This window comes from Psychrobacter sp. AOP30-A2-5, from assembly GCF_052378115.1.
Taxonomy (GTDB): domain Bacteria; phylum Pseudomonadota; class Gammaproteobacteria; order Pseudomonadales; family Moraxellaceae; genus Psychrobacter.
On the sequence record NZ_JBQSXK010000003.1, the window covers coordinates 14,971 to 34,425 of the forward strand.

15 protein-coding genes, 1 other RNA gene, 1 pseudogene and 1 other annotated feature are annotated in these 19,455 nt (G+C 40.9%); of the genes and pseudogenes, 5 read left to right on the forward strand and 12 right to left on the reverse strand.

The window, feature by feature from the left end; all coding sequences use genetic code 11:
* Positions 1-66: 66 nt before the first annotated feature.
* From tssG to ACT3S4_RS03765, 8 genes are all read right to left on the reverse strand, one after another.
* Positions 67-1,107 carry a type VI secretion system baseplate subunit TssG gene (tssG, locus tag ACT3S4_RS03730; protein WP_444760480.1) on the reverse strand — a complete coding sequence of 347 codons (1,041 nt, stop codon included), beginning with the start codon at positions 1,105-1,107 and terminating at the stop codon, positions 67-69.
* Positions 1,071-2,894 (reverse strand): type VI secretion system baseplate subunit TssF, encoded by a 1,824-nt coding sequence (tssF, locus tag ACT3S4_RS03735; RefSeq protein WP_444760481.1) that lies wholly within the window; start codon positions 2,892-2,894, stop codon positions 1,071-1,073. The genes tssG and tssF overlap by 37 nt, the downstream gene beginning before the upstream one ends.
* A gap of 77 nt (positions 2,895-2,971) precedes the next feature.
* Positions 2,972-3,463: a type VI secretion system baseplate subunit TssE gene (tssE, locus tag ACT3S4_RS03740; protein ID WP_045451932.1), complete on the reverse strand. Its 492-nt coding sequence runs from the start codon at positions 3,461-3,463 to the stop codon at positions 2,972-2,974.
* Between the two features lie 100 nt (positions 3,464-3,563).
* Positions 3,564-4,067, reverse strand: a complete 504-nt coding sequence (locus ACT3S4_RS03745; protein ID WP_025651832.1) for an Hcp family type VI secretion system effector — start codon at positions 4,065-4,067, stop codon at positions 3,564-3,566.
* Between the two features lie 51 nt (positions 4,068-4,118).
* Positions 4,119-5,609, reverse strand: coding sequence for a type VI secretion system contractile sheath large subunit (gene tssC, locus ACT3S4_RS03750; protein WP_444760482.1), 1,491 nt, complete (start codon positions 5,607-5,609; stop codon positions 4,119-4,121).
* A 3-nt stretch (positions 5,610-5,612) separates the two neighbouring features.
* Entirely contained in the window at positions 5,613-6,125 is a 513-nt protein-coding gene (gene tssB, locus ACT3S4_RS03755) for a type VI secretion system contractile sheath small subunit (protein WP_045448203.1), read from the reverse strand.
* 21 nt (positions 6,126-6,146) lie between these two features.
* Positions 6,147-6,884, reverse strand: a complete 738-nt coding sequence (locus tag ACT3S4_RS03760; protein ID WP_444760483.1) for a hypothetical protein — start codon at positions 6,882-6,884, stop codon at positions 6,147-6,149.
* A 61-nt stretch (positions 6,885-6,945) separates the two neighbouring features.
* Complete coding sequence (locus ACT3S4_RS03765) at positions 6,946-7,392, reverse strand: hypothetical protein (RefSeq protein WP_444760484.1); 447 nt, start codon at positions 7,390-7,392, stop codon at positions 6,946-6,948.
* A gap of 215 nt (positions 7,393-7,607) precedes the next feature.
* On the opposite strand from ACT3S4_RS03765, the gene ACT3S4_RS03770 reads away from it, so the two are divergent.
* The 3 genes from ACT3S4_RS03770 to ACT3S4_RS03780 are packed head-to-tail and all read left to right on the forward strand — an operon-like array spanning position 7,608 to position 14,255.
* Positions 7,608-10,628, forward strand: a complete 3,021-nt coding sequence (locus ACT3S4_RS03770) for a DUF2345 domain-containing protein (RefSeq protein WP_444760485.1) — start codon at positions 7,608-7,610, stop codon at positions 10,626-10,628.
* A complete protein-coding gene (locus ACT3S4_RS03775) occupies positions 10,628-12,940 on the forward strand; it encodes a LysM peptidoglycan-binding domain-containing protein (RefSeq protein WP_444760486.1) in 2,313 nt (770 codons plus the stop codon). Before ACT3S4_RS03770 ends, ACT3S4_RS03775 begins: the two co-directional genes overlap by 1 nt.
* Before the next feature lie 55 nt (positions 12,941-12,995).
* A complete protein-coding gene (locus tag ACT3S4_RS03780) occupies positions 12,996-14,255 on the forward strand; it encodes a hypothetical protein (protein ID WP_444760487.1) in 1,260 nt (419 codons plus the stop codon).
* Between the two features lie 144 nt (positions 14,256-14,399).
* On the opposite strand, the gene ACT3S4_RS03785 is transcribed toward ACT3S4_RS03780, so the two are convergent.
* Positions 14,400-14,921 carry an IS630 family transposase gene (locus tag ACT3S4_RS03785; protein WP_444760488.1) on the reverse strand — a complete coding sequence of 174 codons (522 nt, stop codon included), beginning with the start codon at positions 14,919-14,921 and terminating at the stop codon, positions 14,400-14,402.
* Positions 14,905-15,189: an IS630 transposase-related protein gene (locus ACT3S4_RS03790; protein WP_444760489.1), complete on the reverse strand. Its 285-nt coding sequence runs from the start codon at positions 15,187-15,189 to the stop codon at positions 14,905-14,907. The genes ACT3S4_RS03785 and ACT3S4_RS03790 overlap by 17 nt, the downstream gene beginning before the upstream one ends.
* A gap of 77 nt (positions 15,190-15,266) precedes the next feature.
* On the opposite strand from ACT3S4_RS03790, the gene ACT3S4_RS03795 reads away from it, so the two are divergent.
* Positions 15,267-16,489 (forward strand): IS3 family transposase gene (locus ACT3S4_RS03795; RefSeq protein ID WP_444760490.1). Its coding sequence is split into 2 segments (ribosomal slippage): positions 15,267-15,543 and positions 15,543-16,489, totalling 1,224 coding nucleotides; the frame shifts between segments, so codons are not numbered across the junction.
* Positions 15,542-15,658, forward strand: a sequence feature (AL1L pseudoknot). Its footprint overlaps the gene before it by 117 nt.
* On the opposite strand, the pseudogene ACT3S4_RS03800 reads toward ACT3S4_RS03795, so the two are convergent.
* Positions 16,453-17,636, reverse strand: a pseudogene (locus tag ACT3S4_RS03800) (IS3 family transposase). The gene ACT3S4_RS03795 and the pseudogene ACT3S4_RS03800 overlap by 37 nt on opposite strands.
* Positions 17,637-18,008: 372 nt before the next feature.
* Here ACT3S4_RS03800 and ACT3S4_RS03805 point away from each other — a divergent pair.
* Positions 18,009-18,971 (forward strand): hypothetical protein, encoded by a 963-nt coding sequence (locus tag ACT3S4_RS03805; RefSeq protein ID WP_444760491.1) that lies wholly within the window; start codon positions 18,009-18,011, stop codon positions 18,969-18,971.
* Between the two features lie 77 nt (positions 18,972-19,048).
* Here the strand turns inward: ACT3S4_RS03805 and ssrA are convergent.
* Positions 19,049-19,426: a transfer-messenger RNA gene (gene ssrA, locus ACT3S4_RS03810) on the reverse strand.
* Positions 19,427-19,455 lie beyond the last annotated feature (29 nt).

The following is a 19,455-nucleotide window of genomic DNA, read 5'->3' on the forward strand; positions in this document are numbered from 1 at the left end:
CGGCGATATAAAACTGATGCATGGCTCTTCATAATAGGTAAAATCTCTCTATTAACCATGAAATACTTATTGAATCGGCAGCGCATAGCGAGTGTCATCATGATGCTGCGTCGCAGGCTGCGATATCAAAAACCCACCCTGACCCAAACCACCAAAATTACTTTCTGATAATGACAACGGGGTGATGTACTGCTTGTCCAACTCAAGTTGCATCTCGACCGCCAAGCAAACACCGCACCATTTACGGATAAAATCAATAATGACTCGATACATATCCCCTGCTGGTAACAGTCTTAAATAACGCTTCGCGTCCAACTGATGAAACACAATTCTAATTTTGCTATCAAACTGTACGACGCGCGCACCGCAAAATGCGGACAACCCAAGGGCAGCATGCTGACCACCAAGTGCTGTCTGTTCACTAGCTGGTAGATCAAACCACTCCGGTACGAATTGCTCGACACTGACGGTGCTATCTAAAAAATGCGACAGTACATGTGACAACTGATCGGCTGTCAGGCGTCCTGGGGCGATCATGCCAGCATAAGCAATCAAGCTATCGATGGCGGTTAGCTTCTTCGGCTGACGCGCCAATGCCCGCAAGCTCAGTAGATAGTTGTCTTTTTTATTATTTATCTCATACTGTAATGGCAAGTTATAAAACCAACTCGCTTGCACGTACAAATCCGTCAATCGATGGTTAAATAAGTCCAAAAAAGCGGGCGCCGCTTTATCTTTTGCATGATTGACTCGCGAGGCTAGATGGTCGGTATACATCGCTGGCAAGGCTGACAACGGGCCAGTCAATCCGATAACTGCAGGGCAAACCTCTATCCGCCTCATTTTTAATGAATTAGCCTTTACTTGACCATCCTTTAATGAGCTGCCACTGTCTTCCATATTGTCCTGAGCAATGAGCGCCATCGACTCAATTTCAGCTTGCGGATACGCCAGTGATAACGAAGCACGGTAACGCACCTCAATGGGCGCGTATCCCATACTGACTTCATGACGAACCAAGCGGAGCGCTTGCAATAGCTCATAAGATTGCGGCGCCGCCATTAAATCCGTTAAATAAGAGGACTGAGACCGCTGCGTGGCTGACATCTGTATATCTCCTCTTTAGTAATGGCATCACTAATGGACACTTCAACAAAGCTATTTAAGCTGGCGTGATAGCCAAACACATGCGCCAATAAATGGGCAAACTGGCGGATGCTCACTCCAGCAAAATTCTTTTGGTTGATTTGAATATTGATCAGCGTGCCACGCACAAACCCAGGCTGTGGCAAGCGCTGAATACGTCGAGCTTCGATACTGGTTTCGACAGACACAATACCTTCGACCAACAGTTTGTTAGAAGCAGACTGGGTAATATCATATAGCGATAAATACTCTTTCATCAGCTCAGCATCTTGGGCGGCAAGCGATAAAAAATTCAGACTAATCAGCGATATCAAGCGCCAACGCTCTTCACCGGTATAGTCAAACCTTGCAGTCCGAGTTGGCTGCTTTAATAAAGACAAACTGCTAAAGCCAGTCATCCCTTCGCTAAACAAATCGCCACGGCTTTGACCGAATACCACTTGAGCCGGCAAATCTCTATTGGTGCACAATAAAGACGCACTCATACTCACCGCGCCGGCTAAATCTTCGCGATTTTTTTCTACAAACATAATCTGATATTCAAAACCCTGCTTGAACTCAGCCATATCCTTATCACGTTTAATGTGATAATAACGACCTTCATCTTGCTGCTCATAGTGATTGAGCGCATAAAATGGATGATATTCACGTTGTATCAAACGATTGTCGCTTTGCTTGGACTCTATGACTTTATTGACCTCATAGATTTCATGTTGAAACAGCGCACGAGTATCAGGCACCAAATCGTAATAGATCGAACGATGGGTAACTTGAATAGGCTTAGCAGCCGCCTTGAATAAATTGACAACGGGCGTACAAAACAGCTTGATACTGCTGGCACTGAGCTGCTGCAAGTTTTTTAGGCGGATGGTATTTTTTTTATCAAATCTAAAGTAACAGCGAATCTCAAAGCCATTGCTATCGATCTTTAAATTTGGACAAACCTTACCAAGATTAAGGCGTAAGAAATTGAATTTTTCAGGGAAATAGAAGTATTCTTTTAATAAGGCAGAAGCAGCATTACTCACTCGATGGCTCGGAAGAATTTGCTGCTCAGGATCGAAGCCTATAATCTCAAACGGACTGCCCGTTATCTTATTGACCTGACTACCATGCAGATGCGTTTGCTTGATATCACAGCCGAGCAAATCCCACAGACTGGTACCCTGACTGGCGTCTTCATCTATATACAAGTCTAACGAATGATTTAATAATGTCTGATAATCAAAGCTTGGATTAAGACCTTTGAGCTTAATACTAATGCAGCCATTCAGTAGTCCATGCTGATTGTCATACACCTCTTGACGAGTTTCAAAGTCGACGCTATCTATCTGTAGCGGCAGCAAGGTCACATCTTGGGTTGACTGAAACTGGCAAGGCGTGCCATTTATTTTTTGGCTGGCGAACGCACTATTTTTAGGGACTAAGACTGCCTCGCTCATCGCATTGCCCTGTACGCCTAGATTGAACTGGGCAATAGATACTGAAGGGAAAGGTTTGAGATAATCGGGATAAACGACTTCTAGTAGCGATTCGGTAAAATCAGCGTATGAGTCGTCTAATTTTTTATTGATGCGCGCACTGATCAGCGAAAAAGCCTGTATCAACCGCTCTATATGCGGATCATCGACGGTATCGTGCCCCATCAACAACCGATTGGCTATTTTGGGATATTTTTTGGCAAATTCTTTTGACTGTTTATTAAACAGGCTAAGCTCATGCTCAAAGTAAGGAAGTAGACTGTCCATGACGCCTCAATATATTGATCGCTGCTAACTGTATAAATTGAGCGGTAGTAGTGGTTATTTCATTAATGGGATAATGATTATTTTATTAAGTAACGCTGAGAGCTTGGCTCAAAGAATGCATCGAAACTGACCAGCTCTTGTGCTGGATAAACCTTTAATAACGCTTCAATAGAAAAACACAGTTGATTGACATCAACAGCGCCAATATCTAACGAGACGCGAACATTTTTTAGTCGGGTATCTTGTTGCTCGACTGTTTGGGCGATTTGGCGACAGATATAATCACAGTCAGTAGGATTGGCACTGCTGAGTCCCACAAAATCCAATATGCCAAAATTCAATATTGATGAGCGCACATGCTGATACTTTTGCAATCTACTAGAAACCACACAGCGCGTATTTAATAAAGCTTCAAGGTCTCGTGCGACCGAAGACTTTAGCTCATCGATATTAAGACGACGAACCACGAGCTCATGCGACAAATGACGAGGCTGATCATCAAATAACTGTTCAAACAAATTTGGGCGAAAGCCAATTTCTTTGTTAGAGGCGTTAGTAGCGTAATTCATTGATATAATCATTCCTATTTAACAAACAAAAAAGAAAGGCCTAGATATAAACCTTTCTTTTTCGGTACGACACAATAGATGACACCTGATACAACCTAAATTAGGCGGTATAAGTAGCAGTGTTGTTGGCTAGTGACCATTTTTTAGTCACAGCGCCTTTAGCAGTACCATCGATATCTTGCTGGGTGTAAGTCCACTCAACAGCAGCATATTTGATACCGACTTTTTCGATTGGTACGCCTTCAGAACGTACCGTTGGCTCGACACTTGCGATCAGCGCATGCTTAAGTTTTACTTCAAGATATTTAACGCGTTTGTCACCGTTAGCACGATAAAAATCAATTTGGATCTCATCAAAAGTATAACCAGCAGAACACGCTTCCCATAGTTTAGGGCTGGTCGAGTCCAAATCTTTCATAAACGTCATGTCAGCATGCTCACAACGCTCAGAAGTATGGCCACCAACGCTACTTGCTGTCGCTGATTTTGGCTGACGGATCAAGTGATCCCAAGTATTTACTTCAAGCCAACCTTTATGCTCGCTATCACGAGACTCGCCATCAATTTTATATTTACCGCGGAACTGAATATAAATATCTTTCATATCACATACCTTTTTTTAAAATTTAAATTTCACGTTAGTTTTAATAAACGATCAGCTGTTGCTAGATTGCGGCAGTTGAGTGACCAGACGCAAAGAAACAGACAATTCGTCAAGTTGAAAGTGTGGTCTCAAAAAGACCACGGACTTGTAGACACCAGGCTTACCCGGCACTTCTACAACTTGTACAGAAGCTTCGCGCAGTGGGTACTGGGCTTTTGCTTCTTGTGAGGCGCCGTCATCTAGCAAGACATAACGAGAAATCCAGTCATTTAAAAACGACTCAACATTACCAGGTGCTAAGAAGCTACCTACCTTATCGCGCATCATTGCTTTTAGGTAATGGGCAATACGTGACACCGCCATAATGTATTGGATCTGCGTCGATAGCGCAGCATTGGCATTAGCATCATCGTTTTGATAAGTTTTGGCTTTTTGCACCGACTGCGCCCCAAAAAAAGCAGCATAATTGGTATTTTTGCAATGGACTAACGGGATAAATCCTAAGTCGCTCAACTCTTTTTCTCGGCGATCGGTGATAGAGATTTCCGTTGGACATTTAAGCGCCAAATCCCCTTCATCCGTCTTAAAGGTATGAACAGGTAACCCCTCAACCAAGCCACCACCCTCAACGCCGCGAATGGCAGCACACCAACGATAGTCAGAGAAAGCAGCCGTCAAGCGTGAAGCAAAGGCATAAGCCGCGTTCACCCATAGATAATCGTCATGATTATTACCAGAGACCTCTTCCGTAAAGTTAAATCCTTCGACTACTGTGCCATCTTTAGGATCGTAAGGCAGACGACCTAAAAAGCTAGGCACGGTTAACGCAACATATCGCGCATCTTCCGACTGTCTGAACGAGCGCCAGCGTATATATTCAGCGGTTTCAAATATCTTTGATAAATCTCGCGGGCGACCAATGTCGGTAAAGGAGTCGAGACCAAACATTTCAGCGGAAGCCGCCGACACAAAAGGTGCATGAGAAGCGGCCGCAACATGAGACAATTGCTCAAGAAGATACATGTCTGAGTTTTGGCGAGTAAATTCAAAGTCACCAACGATAGCGGCATAAGGTTCACCACCGAAGCTACCGAACTCTTCTTCGTATATTTTCTTAAACAGTGTGCTTTGATCAAAATCAATTGACGATTGAAAATCTTTAGTCAGTTCGCGCTTCGTAGTATTCATCATACGAATCTTTAGCATGGATTCCGACGGAGTCTGGCTACATAAATAATGCAAGCCGCGCCAGCTGGACTCTAGCTTTTGAAACTCGGGCGCGTGCATGACGGTGGTCAGCTGCTTGGAGATCAACGCGTCAATTTGGGCAATACGCGCGTCAATCGATGCAGCCAAATTATCTGACAACGTTACGGTGCCTTGCATAACTTCATTGGCAAGCTCCGCAATTTGCGACTTGGCACGATTTTTTTCGTCATCAGACTTGGCAACGTTACTTTTATTGACGATTTCTTCGAGTAAGTCGTAACTGTCATTATTTAACGCATCAGGTGCTAGATTTTGCTGGGCTTGGGCACTCATCGTTTAATCCTCACCATCGGTTTGATTTTGTTCCGCCATTTTTTTGACTTGCTCAGTGTTCTTAAGCACGTCATCTAATAGGTCTTCAAGTTTTTCGTTGGCTGATATTTTGTTGCGTAAATCTGCTAAGCGATCTCGTGCTTGTACCAATTGCTTTAGTGGCTCAATTTGATCAGCAACCGCTTCAGGACGAAAATCGTTGATACTATTGAATGCCAAATCAACCGCGAATTCGCCGCCTTTATCACTCAAGTCATTGCTTACTCGAAAGGTCGCACGCGGTGCTAGACCTGACATCACCTCATCGAAGGTATCTAAATCTACTTCGACAAATTTTTTGTCCTTAAAGCGCGGTTGTTCAAGGGTGGAATCTCCTGAAAACTCTCCCAAAACGCCAACGACAAAAGGAATTTCCTTGGTTTCGATCGCATCGCCTACTTCAACGTCATAAGTCAGATGCACCCGAGGCGCACGTACTTTTGCGAGTTTCTTTTGTACACTGTCTTGCTTTGCCATAATAAGTTACCTCAGCAATGTCTAGTTTGAACGCAATATACTGAATGGATCAGTCGATTTGGCGTTACTTTTTTTGGTAGGTGAAGGTTTAGTAACAGGCTTAACTTTTGGTGGTCGTGGCGGTTTTTTTACGGCTGGTTTTTTCATAGGCTTCGATGCTTTTTTTACAGACACCTGGGGCTGAGGTTTTGATTTAGTGCCTGATTTACCGCTTCTAGGCTTGACGACTGGCGCTGGTGGTTTCGGCAAAGACTCATCGTAATTGAAAACATAGATATCACCATATATTTTACTTAAAGCGTACTGATACTCCTTCAAAAACGCTGCGTCCACTTCATCAGTGAGATAATCTGACTGCAGTTGGCTTTGGGAGACGATAGCGCTGCTATTGAGTAGTATCTTTTTTAGCTTAGCAGTGCTTTGACCCAGATCAATGGCTTCACTGGCTGCGTAAACAACATAAGCATGATAGCCATTGTTAGAATAAATCTGCGCCAAAATCTCCCATGCTAGCGAGTCATTAGGATTACGAGATACTCTTTGATTCAAATCCGCGACCAGTTGATGCAGTTGCGGTGATTTTGCATCAGCATTTTTGAGTGCCGAAAATTGATTTATGATGCTAGAACCGGGGTCTTTCTCTTGTATGACAAGCTCACTATGGGCGGTAGTCATTGCTGAACCCATAATAAACAGACCTGCCAAAAACGCTTTGGATAGCGTAAAACTGACTCTAATATTGCTTCTGATACTGGTCATTGTAAGTCGGTGCTCGCCATTATTAGTGTGAGATAAATACATGTGCCTGCTCAACATTATTTTAATTAGACGCGTTAACTAAAGTGGTGATATTGGTGAGCGTTTCATTCAGTGTCGCCTTATCACCACTATTCATCAAACTATTATCGTGATAAGCATCAATATTACTTTCCATTACTTTAACTGCTGAGAGCATGGCAAGCTGACGTGCGTCAAGTCTTTCATTATCAACGCTTAGAGCTTCATTAGCTGCTCTCAATGCCCGTGCATAGCGTTTTTTTTCATAGTTATTTTTGGCAATAGTCATCCACGCTTCGCTGCTAAGTTGATTGCCGTTTGACAAATAGGCAAGCGAAGGCTCACTCAACTGCTTCACTATTGGTTTGCTGACCGTGGTTTGTACATTTTTCTGAGCAGTGGTGCCACAACCCGCTGTCAATAAAGACGCGCTAAGTAAGACTGATAGCAGACCTGCGGTGGCAAGTTTAGTACGATAAATAGGATTCATAACAACAGTATCATCACTAAAAATATAAAAGGATAGATTTTTAAAAGAAATAAATATAACTAAAGTTCATTAATCATAAAAAATCAATGAGGTTGATTATACATATACTTGACAATATTTCAATAAACTCTATACTTTTCTTAATAAATAATTTAGTAAGCCACCCATTCAAGCCATTCTCTTGGTATAAAATACGCAGTAACGGTACCCTTCTTATGCCTTCTAAGACCAATCGTCTACATAATATTACCGTTCATACTGATAATTCAACGATAAACACCTTTTACCCTGTTGCGTTTTGCGGTGCAAGCGGTATTAATCGATCCGACAATATTGACATACTAGTGTTTGGTTATGATTTTATAGAATCGAACGCTTGTTTATCATTAATCAATGCTCCGATATGCTTAACCACGTTTTCCGCTGATCGTACCGCTAGCTGTCGTACTGGGCTGATACGAAGTATCCGTTATCAGCAATCTGATGGCGCAATGCACTTTTATACTTTAGAAGTTGTTAGCCCCGATTGTCAGTTGGCACAGTCGATACATACCCGCAGTTTTATCAATCAATCGACGCTCGATATTATTACCCTCATCCTTAGTGATTACGATTTAAATTGGCAAATATCTGAGTCTCTTTTGTCATCAGATGATGAATCATCCGCACGTTTATCGGCACCTTTATACATGCGCACCCAGTCGGATGCCAGTGACTATGAATTTGTTACTGGACTGCTTGCTGATATTGGTATATCGACTTCATGGGTATCAGGGAATTCCGTCGATGAGCTTGGCACGTGGTGGTTAGTTGATGGCTTAGACACAGGCGAGCTCATACCGCTGACCTATAGTTATGCCCAATCATCCGTACAATCAGGTCAAGATAGTGTCCATACGCTACAAATGAGGTCGCAGCAACTTGGCAGTGATAGGGTAATAGTACGAGCAGATGGCTTAGCGGCTGATACGATTTATGAAGGTCAAGCGGTAGATGAGTCGCCACTTGCGATAGATGACACGACGGTATTAATTGGTGCGCCGTCTCGCGTGCACAGCGATGATGCCGCTACTTATATAGCAGAGCAATGGATATCTGCGAATCGCTGTCAGCGCGAAACTTATCAAGCGACGGGTGCCCTGCGTGGTCTGAGCGTCAGTAGTCCAGTGAGTATCAATAACCTACCCTCTATTGGTAGCTTATCAACCCATTGTATCGCGGTTACCTTAATCGGTATTGAGCCTGACAATGATAGCGTTTCATACCATCATCAAGTATTTATCAAGCAGTGGTTACAGCGCACTGCTCAGCATATGCACTGTCGTGCAATGAATCACAATCACTTTTCAATACCCGATCATGGCTTTGACATCGCCCGCGATACTGGGGTTTGGGTATCAGCGACGTTACTTGACGCTGCTATTCCTTATTGCCCTTGCCCCAGTTCTTTATCCTTTGCCAGTAGCACTTACACGGGTCTCGCCCAAGCGCGCACTGGTGACACCAGTTTATCAGCCTCGCCCAGCTATGACTCAAGTGTCAGCACTGACAATCTACAGCAAACCATCACCACGCCTGTCTGGTCAGGTATCAGCCCTCATGATGATGGCACTACCCCGCCCCTGCGCGCATTGCAACTGTCATCCGGTAGCACGCATGGTTGGCAGTTTGCGCCAAGGCTTGGGCAGTCGGTTCTCCTTAATCATTGGTACGGTGATATAGACAGTCCTGTGATTAGCAGGTCGCTTTATGACGGTATCGGTATGGGCGATGTCGATGACAAAGACATCACCACTCGTGATGCAGGCTTATCTAATCGACATAACTTACAAGGCGGATCTTCTCCTAGGTGGCATGGTGGTGGTTTGGGTCATTCGCAAATTAATGAAGATGATACTCACAGTGGATGGATCTCTGGTATCGCTCAATATGGGCTGACTTCTGAGTCTGAAGTGACCCTAAGCTTTGATGATACGCCCAACCAGACAGGAATGCAGTGGTCGGTGAATACAGAATCACGTGCCAATGCTGAGACACCAACCATCACTTCTAGCGCCACCTTTGCCCCTGATGAGCACGTGCTTGAGCTTGGCGTACTGCGTCATCGTTATAGCAATCATCAATCATCAACCAGTGGTCAAGGTATTAATCTAGCAACCGACCATGGACTACAGATCAGTGGTGATACCGGTGTACTGCTATCCACCTTTGATATCAGACATAGTCAAAGCGAGCACGAGTCTGCTTGGGTCAATGATGCAGGACAGCGGCAATTAGGCTTAGGAGCTGAGCTCAGTGAGACATTAAAAGAAGCCAAACAAGCACACTTGCAATCCACGGCAGCCATGCAGACCGCCAATCAATCGATAGAAGCGTTTAAAATCAGCGCACAAATCATCGATGAGACGCTAAATACGGAAGTGTTAGGCGCAGCCGATGTCATGTTAGTCAGCAAAGACAGTATCTTAGCGTCAGCAAATAATACGCTGTGGACGGCTAAGACTATCGTCAGGCAATCAGGCGCTACTCAGTCGGATGTGGTGGCAGGGAATTATACGCTGACGGCAAATACGATTGACTCACTCTCAGGCGTCGGTGGTCAAGTCGATCTATCAGGCTTACATATCAGCGCCAATAGAGAGCCACTTGGTATTCAGGCACAGGGCGGTGAGTTGCAATTGCACAGTCAACAAGGTATGACGATTGGTAGTGAGTCGGGACAGGTTAACATAAGTAGTCCTAAGCGCATTAAGCTGCAAACCTCAGCTGGTGCTTCGATTACCATCGATGACAGCGGGATTAAGCTGATATGTCCGGGGACGATTAAAGTGCAGGCGGTGAAGAAAGAGCTGGTGAGTGGGGCAAGAGCTAATTATTCATTACCGATGATGCCTGAGACTGTTCCGTTGTTTAGTAATAAGCTTGATGTTTATGATTTGTTTTATCATGCCAATTTTAGTGAAGTTGACTATGTGGCAACGCTAGATGATGGCCAAATCGTTGAAGGAACGTTAGATGAGCATGGACGTACTGGTCGACTGATATCTATGGAATCTAAAAAGGCAGATGTTTTGGTTGGATACCTAGATAATTGGACATTAGAATATGATATTGAAGATGAAGAAGATTATGAACATAGTAACCAATTAGAAGAAGTTGAATTTGAATATTCTGATGAAGAATGCAATTGTCAAGCGCCAGCAGAAGATATTAATCTTTTAGAGGATGAAGAATAGTGTCAAACAGTCAAAAGCAAATTACGGCAGGATTCATATTGCTTGATTTCAATAGCAAACTTTTAAAAAATATTGAGTATAAAGTTACCATAGTTAAAAACTATAAAGAAAGCCACTTAGTTAAAGGTAAAACTAATAGTAAAGGTGAAACTTACGAATTTGTTAAACCAATAAATACTAATGTCTGTCTGTATGTAAAAATAGGAACAAAAGACTTTCAAAAGATTGCCTGCTTACCGTTGCCTTCAACTGAGAAAAGCAAACTTAAAATAAGAGCGAGAGTTAGTGCTATTCTAATTGACTCACAGCTTAGAAAACATGGTGACAGTGCTGGTAGTATTAAGCGTAAAGATTACCAAGTGGTTGCAGGGGATACCTTAGAAGGTATTGCCAAAAGGCACAATACCAGTGTAGTAGAATTAAAGAATCTCAATCCAAAAATAAATAACATTAATAAGATATATGCGGGAAAATGGATTAAAGTTCCTTTCAATGGCGGAGACAAGGAAAGATCAGTAGATGAGAATACTGAGGCCAATAAAATAACGACTATTACTTACAAAGTAAAATCAGGAGATACATTAAGTAAAATTGCTGAACGAAGTGGTGAGTCTGTTTCTGATCTAGAAAAAATAAATAACATTAGTAATCGCCATGAAATTCGTGAAGGACAAGTTTTAAAAATTAATTCTAAAGCTCAATCAAGTTCAGAAAAAAATGATAAAGACTGGAAAGATAAAATAAATGATGGTTTAGACAGTCTCAAAGATTCTGTAAAAGATACCGTAGACAATATAAAAGATAAACTAGGTGATCTTGATAATGACACTCTTGGCAATAATAACCCACCTGCGTCTAAACCATCAATACCAACTCCGACTCCTACAAAGCCAAAAGTAGATATACCCGATGTAGAACTGAACAAGAATTCGGGTAACAATCAAAAGGGCAATCCTGCCGAACAAATTACTTATGATAGCAAGACGACCGTTTATCATATCTATTATGATGGTCGTATTGAACGTGCTAATGGGCAAGCAGTTGGCTACGCTGCGTTTATTTATTATGATGAAGCAGGAAATAAGCATTACTTAGGAAAGACAAAATACATAAAGAAAGGTAGCAGTTCTGTTCATCTAGTCAATATCGGTGGAGATAAAACAAGTGATGGTGTCGATGATAATAATATATCAGTAGCAGATAAAGAAAAAAGATTATCTAAATATAGGAAAGGGAATGTTGGCTATAATATATTTATGAATTCTGCAGAGTATCAACGCTATTATTTATCTGGGGTTGTGATGGCTGCATTTTTAGGCGCTCTGTGCAAGTTGGGATACGATGATATCTCTTTTAATGGAGCTAGTAAAATTGATGGAAGCCCTGGCCCTAGCAGTAGCCATATTAACGGTGTATGTGTTGATATGAGATACCTCAGAAAAGATAAAAAAGCTTTAGATATGATATTAGGCAATCGTGATTACAACTCTCAATACGATCACGATAGAAATGTAAAACTTGTTAATACCATGCATGATTTTGGGTGGGGCAAAAGAAAAAGAACTAAAGGCTCAATAGTAAAAATGCTTAGTGTATATTTTACTAATACTAAAGCAGGTATAGATAAAAGATATATTTTGCCTCACTGTGGACCTTATGAAGGACATGACAATCACCTTCACCTTCAAGGACTAGTTGCAAATATAAAAGATATCGATGTTATCCATAAAAGACCTGAAAACGAGAATGCTCAACCCACAAATGATTGTACAAAGAAATTCCATAAGATTTCTAAAATTATTCTTCGTCACGAAGGTGGTTATGTTGATGATCCAACTGACAAAGGTGGTAAGACAAATATGGGTATTGCGTGGAAAACATGGTTGACATACGCTAAATCTGATTTAGGTCTTGAACCCACTACAAGTAACTTAAAAAATATAACGTCTGAACAAGCTGAAATTATTTATCGTAAAAGGTATTGGGAGCCTAAAGGGTTCTGTAAAGTTGTAAACGACAAGGTTGGTTTAATGATATATGACTGGACAATTACTTCTGGTGGAGCTGGAAAAGAGGTTCAAAAATTACTTACTAGTGAATTCAAACAAGACATTGGTATTATTGATGGCGCTATCGGATCCAAAACCATACAAGCTGTAAACAATATCGAAAACCAAAAATTATTACTTGAAAGAATAGCGGCCATTCGAAGAGAATATTACCATATGCTTGTAAAAAACAGACCTAAAAATAGTAAGTACATTAAAGGTTGGCTCAATAGAGTTGAAAGTTGTTTAAATGCTAATATTTAAAATTTAATTCATATAACTAGACATAATTTATCGCAAAAGATATAAGGAATTAACTATGACCGTTTTTAAGAAAATACTCGTATTTTCATTTTTGATATTAATTCAATCTAGTTGTAGTTCAGAAACGGTTAATCACCAGCAAGATAACGTCTTACCTACCTCTAATCAATCAAGCAACCATAAATACTTACAGTATCTCGGTAAATGGAGTGTTGATACTTACGACTCTAACAAAGAGCCCATTTCATCTTTATCTATAGATATAAATGAAATATCTACGTCAAATATTGAAGGTAAATATTGTTACATTAGTAAGTATGGCAAGAAAGTTGACTGCCTCAATGACTTTCAAGGTGTTTCTATAAATGATAAGCAATATTTAATAACATTTGATAGCTCATTCAATAACATACAAGGCAAAGCAACTTTAAATTTAGAAAAAGACAAAGTGATTTGGACGCTTAAAGAATTTCCTGCTGACTTAGGTGTTTCTGCTCGCAAACATGCAGTACTACTTAAAGATATCAATCAACAGATATCTACCTCTACATCAAATATAATTCCTGAATTACAAACTACAGAATATACTGTAAATGTAAAAAAGGCTTTTATCTATAAACAACCCGATCTTAACAGTAAAACTTCTTCATACTTCATAGCAGGTGATGAAATTGAGGTACTATCTACTAAGGATAGCTGGATAGAAACTTCTTACCTGAAAGGTTCAAAAACAGGTTGGTTACGTCTTAAAGATCTTGAAGAAAAGAACTATTCCAACTTACCATCTAAGGAAACAACTAGTAGTAAAATAAAGGATACATCAGAAGATATTCAGCTGATTAAACCTGCACAAAAAAAATATGTTTTAAATAAAGATGGTATTGGTAATATTTCTCTAGGACAAAAGTTTAAACCGAATGAATTTATTGAATTTGAGAGTCAGTTAGAAGGTATTGATAACTGTTTCCTCGCAAACTCTAATCTGTATCCAGATCATCAGTACTCACTATCTTTTCAGTTTTTTGATGACATGTTAACTGGTGTCGGTGTCTCTAAAAGTGGTACTACTAATTTTGATAGTTTTACGTCATATACAGGTGTCAAAATTGGAGATACTGTTGAAACTGTTATGAATCTACATAACAAGCAGCCTGACGAAACACTGGATAGTCCGCATACTGACGGCCCTATATTCATCTATTGGACTGATAGCTCTAAAAAAATAGGTATTCGTTACGATATTTCTACTGGAAAAGTTTTAAGCATGAGCCTTAATTTTAACCCTCACATCCGTTATTTTGAAGGCTGTGGTTAATAGTAAATAAAACAGATATATCTACCATATTATTAATTCTTCCTATTGCGCTCATTTTATTACTAACCTCATGTTCTGAAAAAATAACTATTAATCATTCTAAAACGATGTAACCAGAAAGTCAGGTGGAACATAATAGGATGGTCAATCCACAATAAAACTGGAACAGCCCATATCATAAAATAGTTCAGGTAGATTATTCTCCATCCACCCTTGTCGTAGGAACTTAGCTTGTGCCCATTTTTTCTTAATGGGATTTAGATCAGGACTGTAGGGTGGCAGCCATAAAATACGATGGCCGTGCCTGTTCAGTAGTTTTTGAATACGCGTGCTCTTATGAAAGCGGGCATTATCCATAACGATCACGCATTTGGTCTTGAGACTTGGAATTAGCGTGAACTTGCACCAGTCATAAAATATATGGCTGTTGATATTTTGTTCAAAGTAATCAAGCGCAAACAGCATCTTTTTATACAAAGCACCGATGACATTAGTACGCTTTTTTGCTTGCCAATTGTAGCTGTCGATGCAGGGTTTGCCTATCGGTGAGTATCCGTAAGGTCTGATAGTTTCAGCTTCAAAACCGCTTTCATCCATATAAACGATGGGATAGCCTTGAGTCATATAATCATTTAAATGATTGAGATACTTAGCTCTTTTTATCAAGCAGGCTTTTGGATGTTCTAAGGTCTTTTTTTTGACTGATACCTAGCCGTTTTAATGCGGCTTCTATACCTGATTTACTACAGCCTAAACGCCGTGCTCGCTCGTACATATAATCGTCTGGATGCTGCTCAACATCTTTCAATAAGGCTTGATTTGATATTTTAGTCGGTGCTTTATTTCTGGTGGTTTTAGGAACTAAGCTCTGCTGCCAGCTGTGAATCGAGCTTGTGCTAAGCTGATAAAAGTTAGCTGCTTCTCTAATGGTCATGCCATCTTTAATGCTTCGTAACACTTGTGAACCGCCCCGGGATTGTCGGAGACTTAATATTCTGAGAGAATACGACAATGAAAAGACAAACCTACACTCCTGAGATTAAAGAACGCGCCGTTCGTATGCTGATCGAAGCAGCAAACGACTATCCCTCCACATGGTCAGCCATTCAAGCCATTGCCGCTAAGATTGGCTGTACACCTGAAACCCTGCGATCATGGCATAAAAAGCACATAGACCAAACCATTCCCGCCTCAGTGCAAGCGCAAAGCGACAAAGAACGCATCAAAGAGCTTGAACGCGAGAATAAAGAGCTCAAGCAAGCCAATGAGATTATACGTAAGGCTGCTGCTTTTTTCGCCCAGGCGGAGCTCGGCCGCCCACACAAGTAATGGTTCAGTTTATTGATGACTATAGAGGTAGTTATGGGGTCGAGCTGATCTGTAGAGTGCTACCGATAGCCCCGTCAACTTATCACCGTGCTAAAGACCTAGAAAACAGTCCTGAAAAGCGTTCACTGCGCAGACAGCATGACGACTATTATCTCAGCGAGATTAAACGCATCTGGCAGGACAGTAAATGCCGTTATGGTGTGCGTAAAGTATGGCAGCAGATGAAAGCTGATGGGTTAAAGATTGCTCGGTGTACCATAATAGAGCGATTAATGAGACAGCATGGCTTACAAGGTATCTCGCGTGGTAAGGGCAAGATTACCACCAACAGCCGTGACGACCAGCAGCGCGCTGATGACTTGGTCAATCGCAACTTCAAGGCGCATCGTCCTAACCAGCTTTGGGTAGCGGACTTCACCTACATCAAGACAACAAGCGGCTGGGTATATACTGCTTTTGTTATTGATGTGTTTGCTCGCGCTATTGTGGGCTGGAAAGTTTCTAATCGCATGAACACCGATATGGTAATGGCAGCATTGAACCAAGCAATAGCAGACAGAAACAATTCCAAAGACGTGATTCATCATAGTGATCGAGGCGTTCAGTATTTATCCATTCGCTACACTGAGAGGATGACAGACTGTGGCATGATTGCTTCGGTCGGTACTACAGGCGATTCATACGACAATGCCTTGGCTGAAACGGTCAATGGGCTGTACAAGGCTGAGGTGATTCATTATTTAAAGCAGAACTGGACTGGCGTCAACGATGTTGAACTGGCAACCCTTGAGTGGGTAGATTGGTTCAATATAACACGTTTACATAGCACGATTGGTTATGTCTCGCCTTTTGAGTTTGAAAAGTGGTATTATGATAACTTAACCCTGTCAGGTATTGCTGCCTGACTCAAGTAAATCACTCTCCGATATACTCGGGGCGGTTCAGTCGCTGTAAACCTTGTTTTATGCTCTTGATGGTATACAAGCTCATTCTTTAATGTATCCCAGAAGCTTTCTATCGGAACATTGTCAAAGCAATTACCTTTACCACTCATTGAGCCTTTAAAATGATGCTGCTCGATGATCTTGTGATACGCATGGCTACAGTACTGACTGCCTCTATCAGAATGCACAATCAGCCCTTGGCTTGGACGTTTGTTCTTAATGGCCATATTAAGCGCACGGCATACTAAGTCTGCTGTCATGCGCTTATTAATAGCGTAGCCGACAAACTCTTTGGTGTAGAGATCTTTAACACCTGCTAAATACAGCCACCCCTCATTGGTCCAAATATAGGTGATATCACTGACCCAAGACTCATTAGGACGCTTAGCGTCAAACTGCTGATTCAACACGTTTGGATAAACCATTTTATTATGGTTTGAATCCGTAGTTACTTTAAAGCGTTTGTGGCGACGGCATTTGATGCCATGTTCTTCTTTGATACGTCTGACCATGTACAAGCTAATATCATGCCTTGCTCTATGAGCTTTGCATGCAGTCGCTCAACACCATATCGCTCACAGTGAAACTCGTGAGCGGCCCTAACCAGTAGCTCAGACTGGTTACGATGTATCTGTTGGTCGCTGATATCGCGATTTATCCAGTCGTAATAACTTGATGGCTTAACACTTAGCACGCGGCACATAGTGGTGATGCTAAAGAAGTGCGGGTTATCTTTGATAAAGGCGTACCTGACTAACTATAACTGCGGGCATAGCCCTACGTCTTGCATCACTAAAACAGTCTCCCAGACTGTTTCTTAACGTTCCTCATTTGCAAAGTAAGCCGTGGCCTTTTTTAGGATCTCTCGTTCCTCTTCAGCAACTTTGAGCTGTCGTTTAAGACGCTTGTTTTCTTCGATCACCGCTATGAGTTCAGGATCATATCGAGCTGTTCCTGCAAGTTTGGCTTTATTGTGCCAATTAGATAAGGTCTGCATGGCGATACCAAGCTGCTTCGCAGTCGCTGAAATATTCCCATCGTTGTCCGCTATCTTCTTGACGCCTTCTGCTTTGAATTCCGTACTATAGGTTCTAATTTTCTTGGTCATGGTAAACTCCTGTGAATATGCTTAGTTTACCAAGTTTATCTCTACGGTTTCTTCAGCATAGCTCAGTAATTCAACTGCTATAGGCATTGAAGTATCTGGATTATATTATGAGAATAAAGAGAAATGGGAGGAGCTAACTGAAAAGCATGCTAAGTCCGTCGCCTGTTTGCTAGTTGGACTAATGAAGCATTTCAACTTGACTTATGATCAAGTCCATTTTCATGAAGACTTGTGTAGTAAGACAGATTACGAAGGTAGATTTGTTTGGATCTCAATGAAAAAATATTTACCTAACCCTCCGCCACCACCTAAACCAGCGCCTTACCGTAAACCAAAGCTTGTATTTCATTCAAAATTTCCTAAGGAACAATGATGTTTCTCTATATAAAAAAAATATTTATCACAACAGTTATATTATTAATAACTGGCTGCAGCAATCCAGCAAATTCAGAAGCATCTATCAATCGAGAATCCAATAGTGTTCAATATAATATTACCTTAAACTGTGATGATTTCGAACTTAATAATGATCAACTCTTATTATGTGACTACTGGAAGAATTTTAATGAGTTTGACAGTATCATAAACTTAAAAAACCTTAAAGAATATAACGGCACTATTAATAATATTCGTGATTTGTCTCCTATTGATTTTGCATTTACAGCTTCCACTAAAATTACATACAAAGATAAGGTATATGAAGCGAATATCTATCCTAATTCTAGAATTGAATTAATTGATAAAAATCATAATAATTTAAACTTGATATGTCAAAGTGATGCTTGTTCATCCTATTTTCTATGGCCGTTCGTGGATGAATATATAGCTGCTACAGAACCTCATCTTGCTAATGAACCTGATACTCTCATCGAAAAAATATATACCAAAAACTATAAAAGCTATCTTAATAAAATGAGCAAGCAGTCAATTAAAGATAAACTAGCGGTCAAAGTATACTTTATAAACCCAAATATAGATGACTATGTCTATGTTATTCGACATGTAGATAAAGATTCACCACTAAAGAACACTATTCAAGAATACTTGAACGGTTTAACACCAGAAGAGAAAAAACTAGGGTTTGAGTCTAGTAATTTCGGCAATGAAAATTTTACAGTGAAAATTGAGAACCACATCGCTAAGATTCATTTTACTGCTAATGACTTAACTAAAGATTTGAGATCGCCACAGCAAGTGATAGATTTTACAATGGCTATCATTTTAACAGCCGAGCAATTTGATGCTGTTAATGATGCACAGATTTGCGTCAATAATACTTATAATTACGAAATAACTTTTTTTGCTAATGAAGAATCAGTTGATTGTCCCTTTTAACTTTTATTTCAACTATCTACATTTAAAATTAAACCAAAAAAAATCCGACCACATTAAGTGGTCGGATTTTTAATATTTGGTGGAGATGGCGGGAGTTGAACCCGCGTCCGCCAGCATTACGCTCATGAATCTACATGTTTAGTTTCTGTCTTTAGATTTAATCCGCACCGATCCGACAGTCAGGATGGATTGGACGATTCTCTACTTTTGAACCCAAGCGATTGAGACAATCTCTTGTGGCGAGCCTACATGCGGACGCTTCAACTTAGTTGACTAACTGTAGGTGATCAGCAACTAAGTAAACAGGTTTAAACCATGTAAACAGGATTTAAGCTGCTAGAGCGTAATTTTCGTCGTTTGCGACTATAACAATATATGTTTGATTAACGAGAGGACATATACTCTCGACATGCATCATTGAGTTTCATTACCAGCGTCGAAGCCAGAACATCCCCAATAAGGTCATCTATTATATAGGACTTAT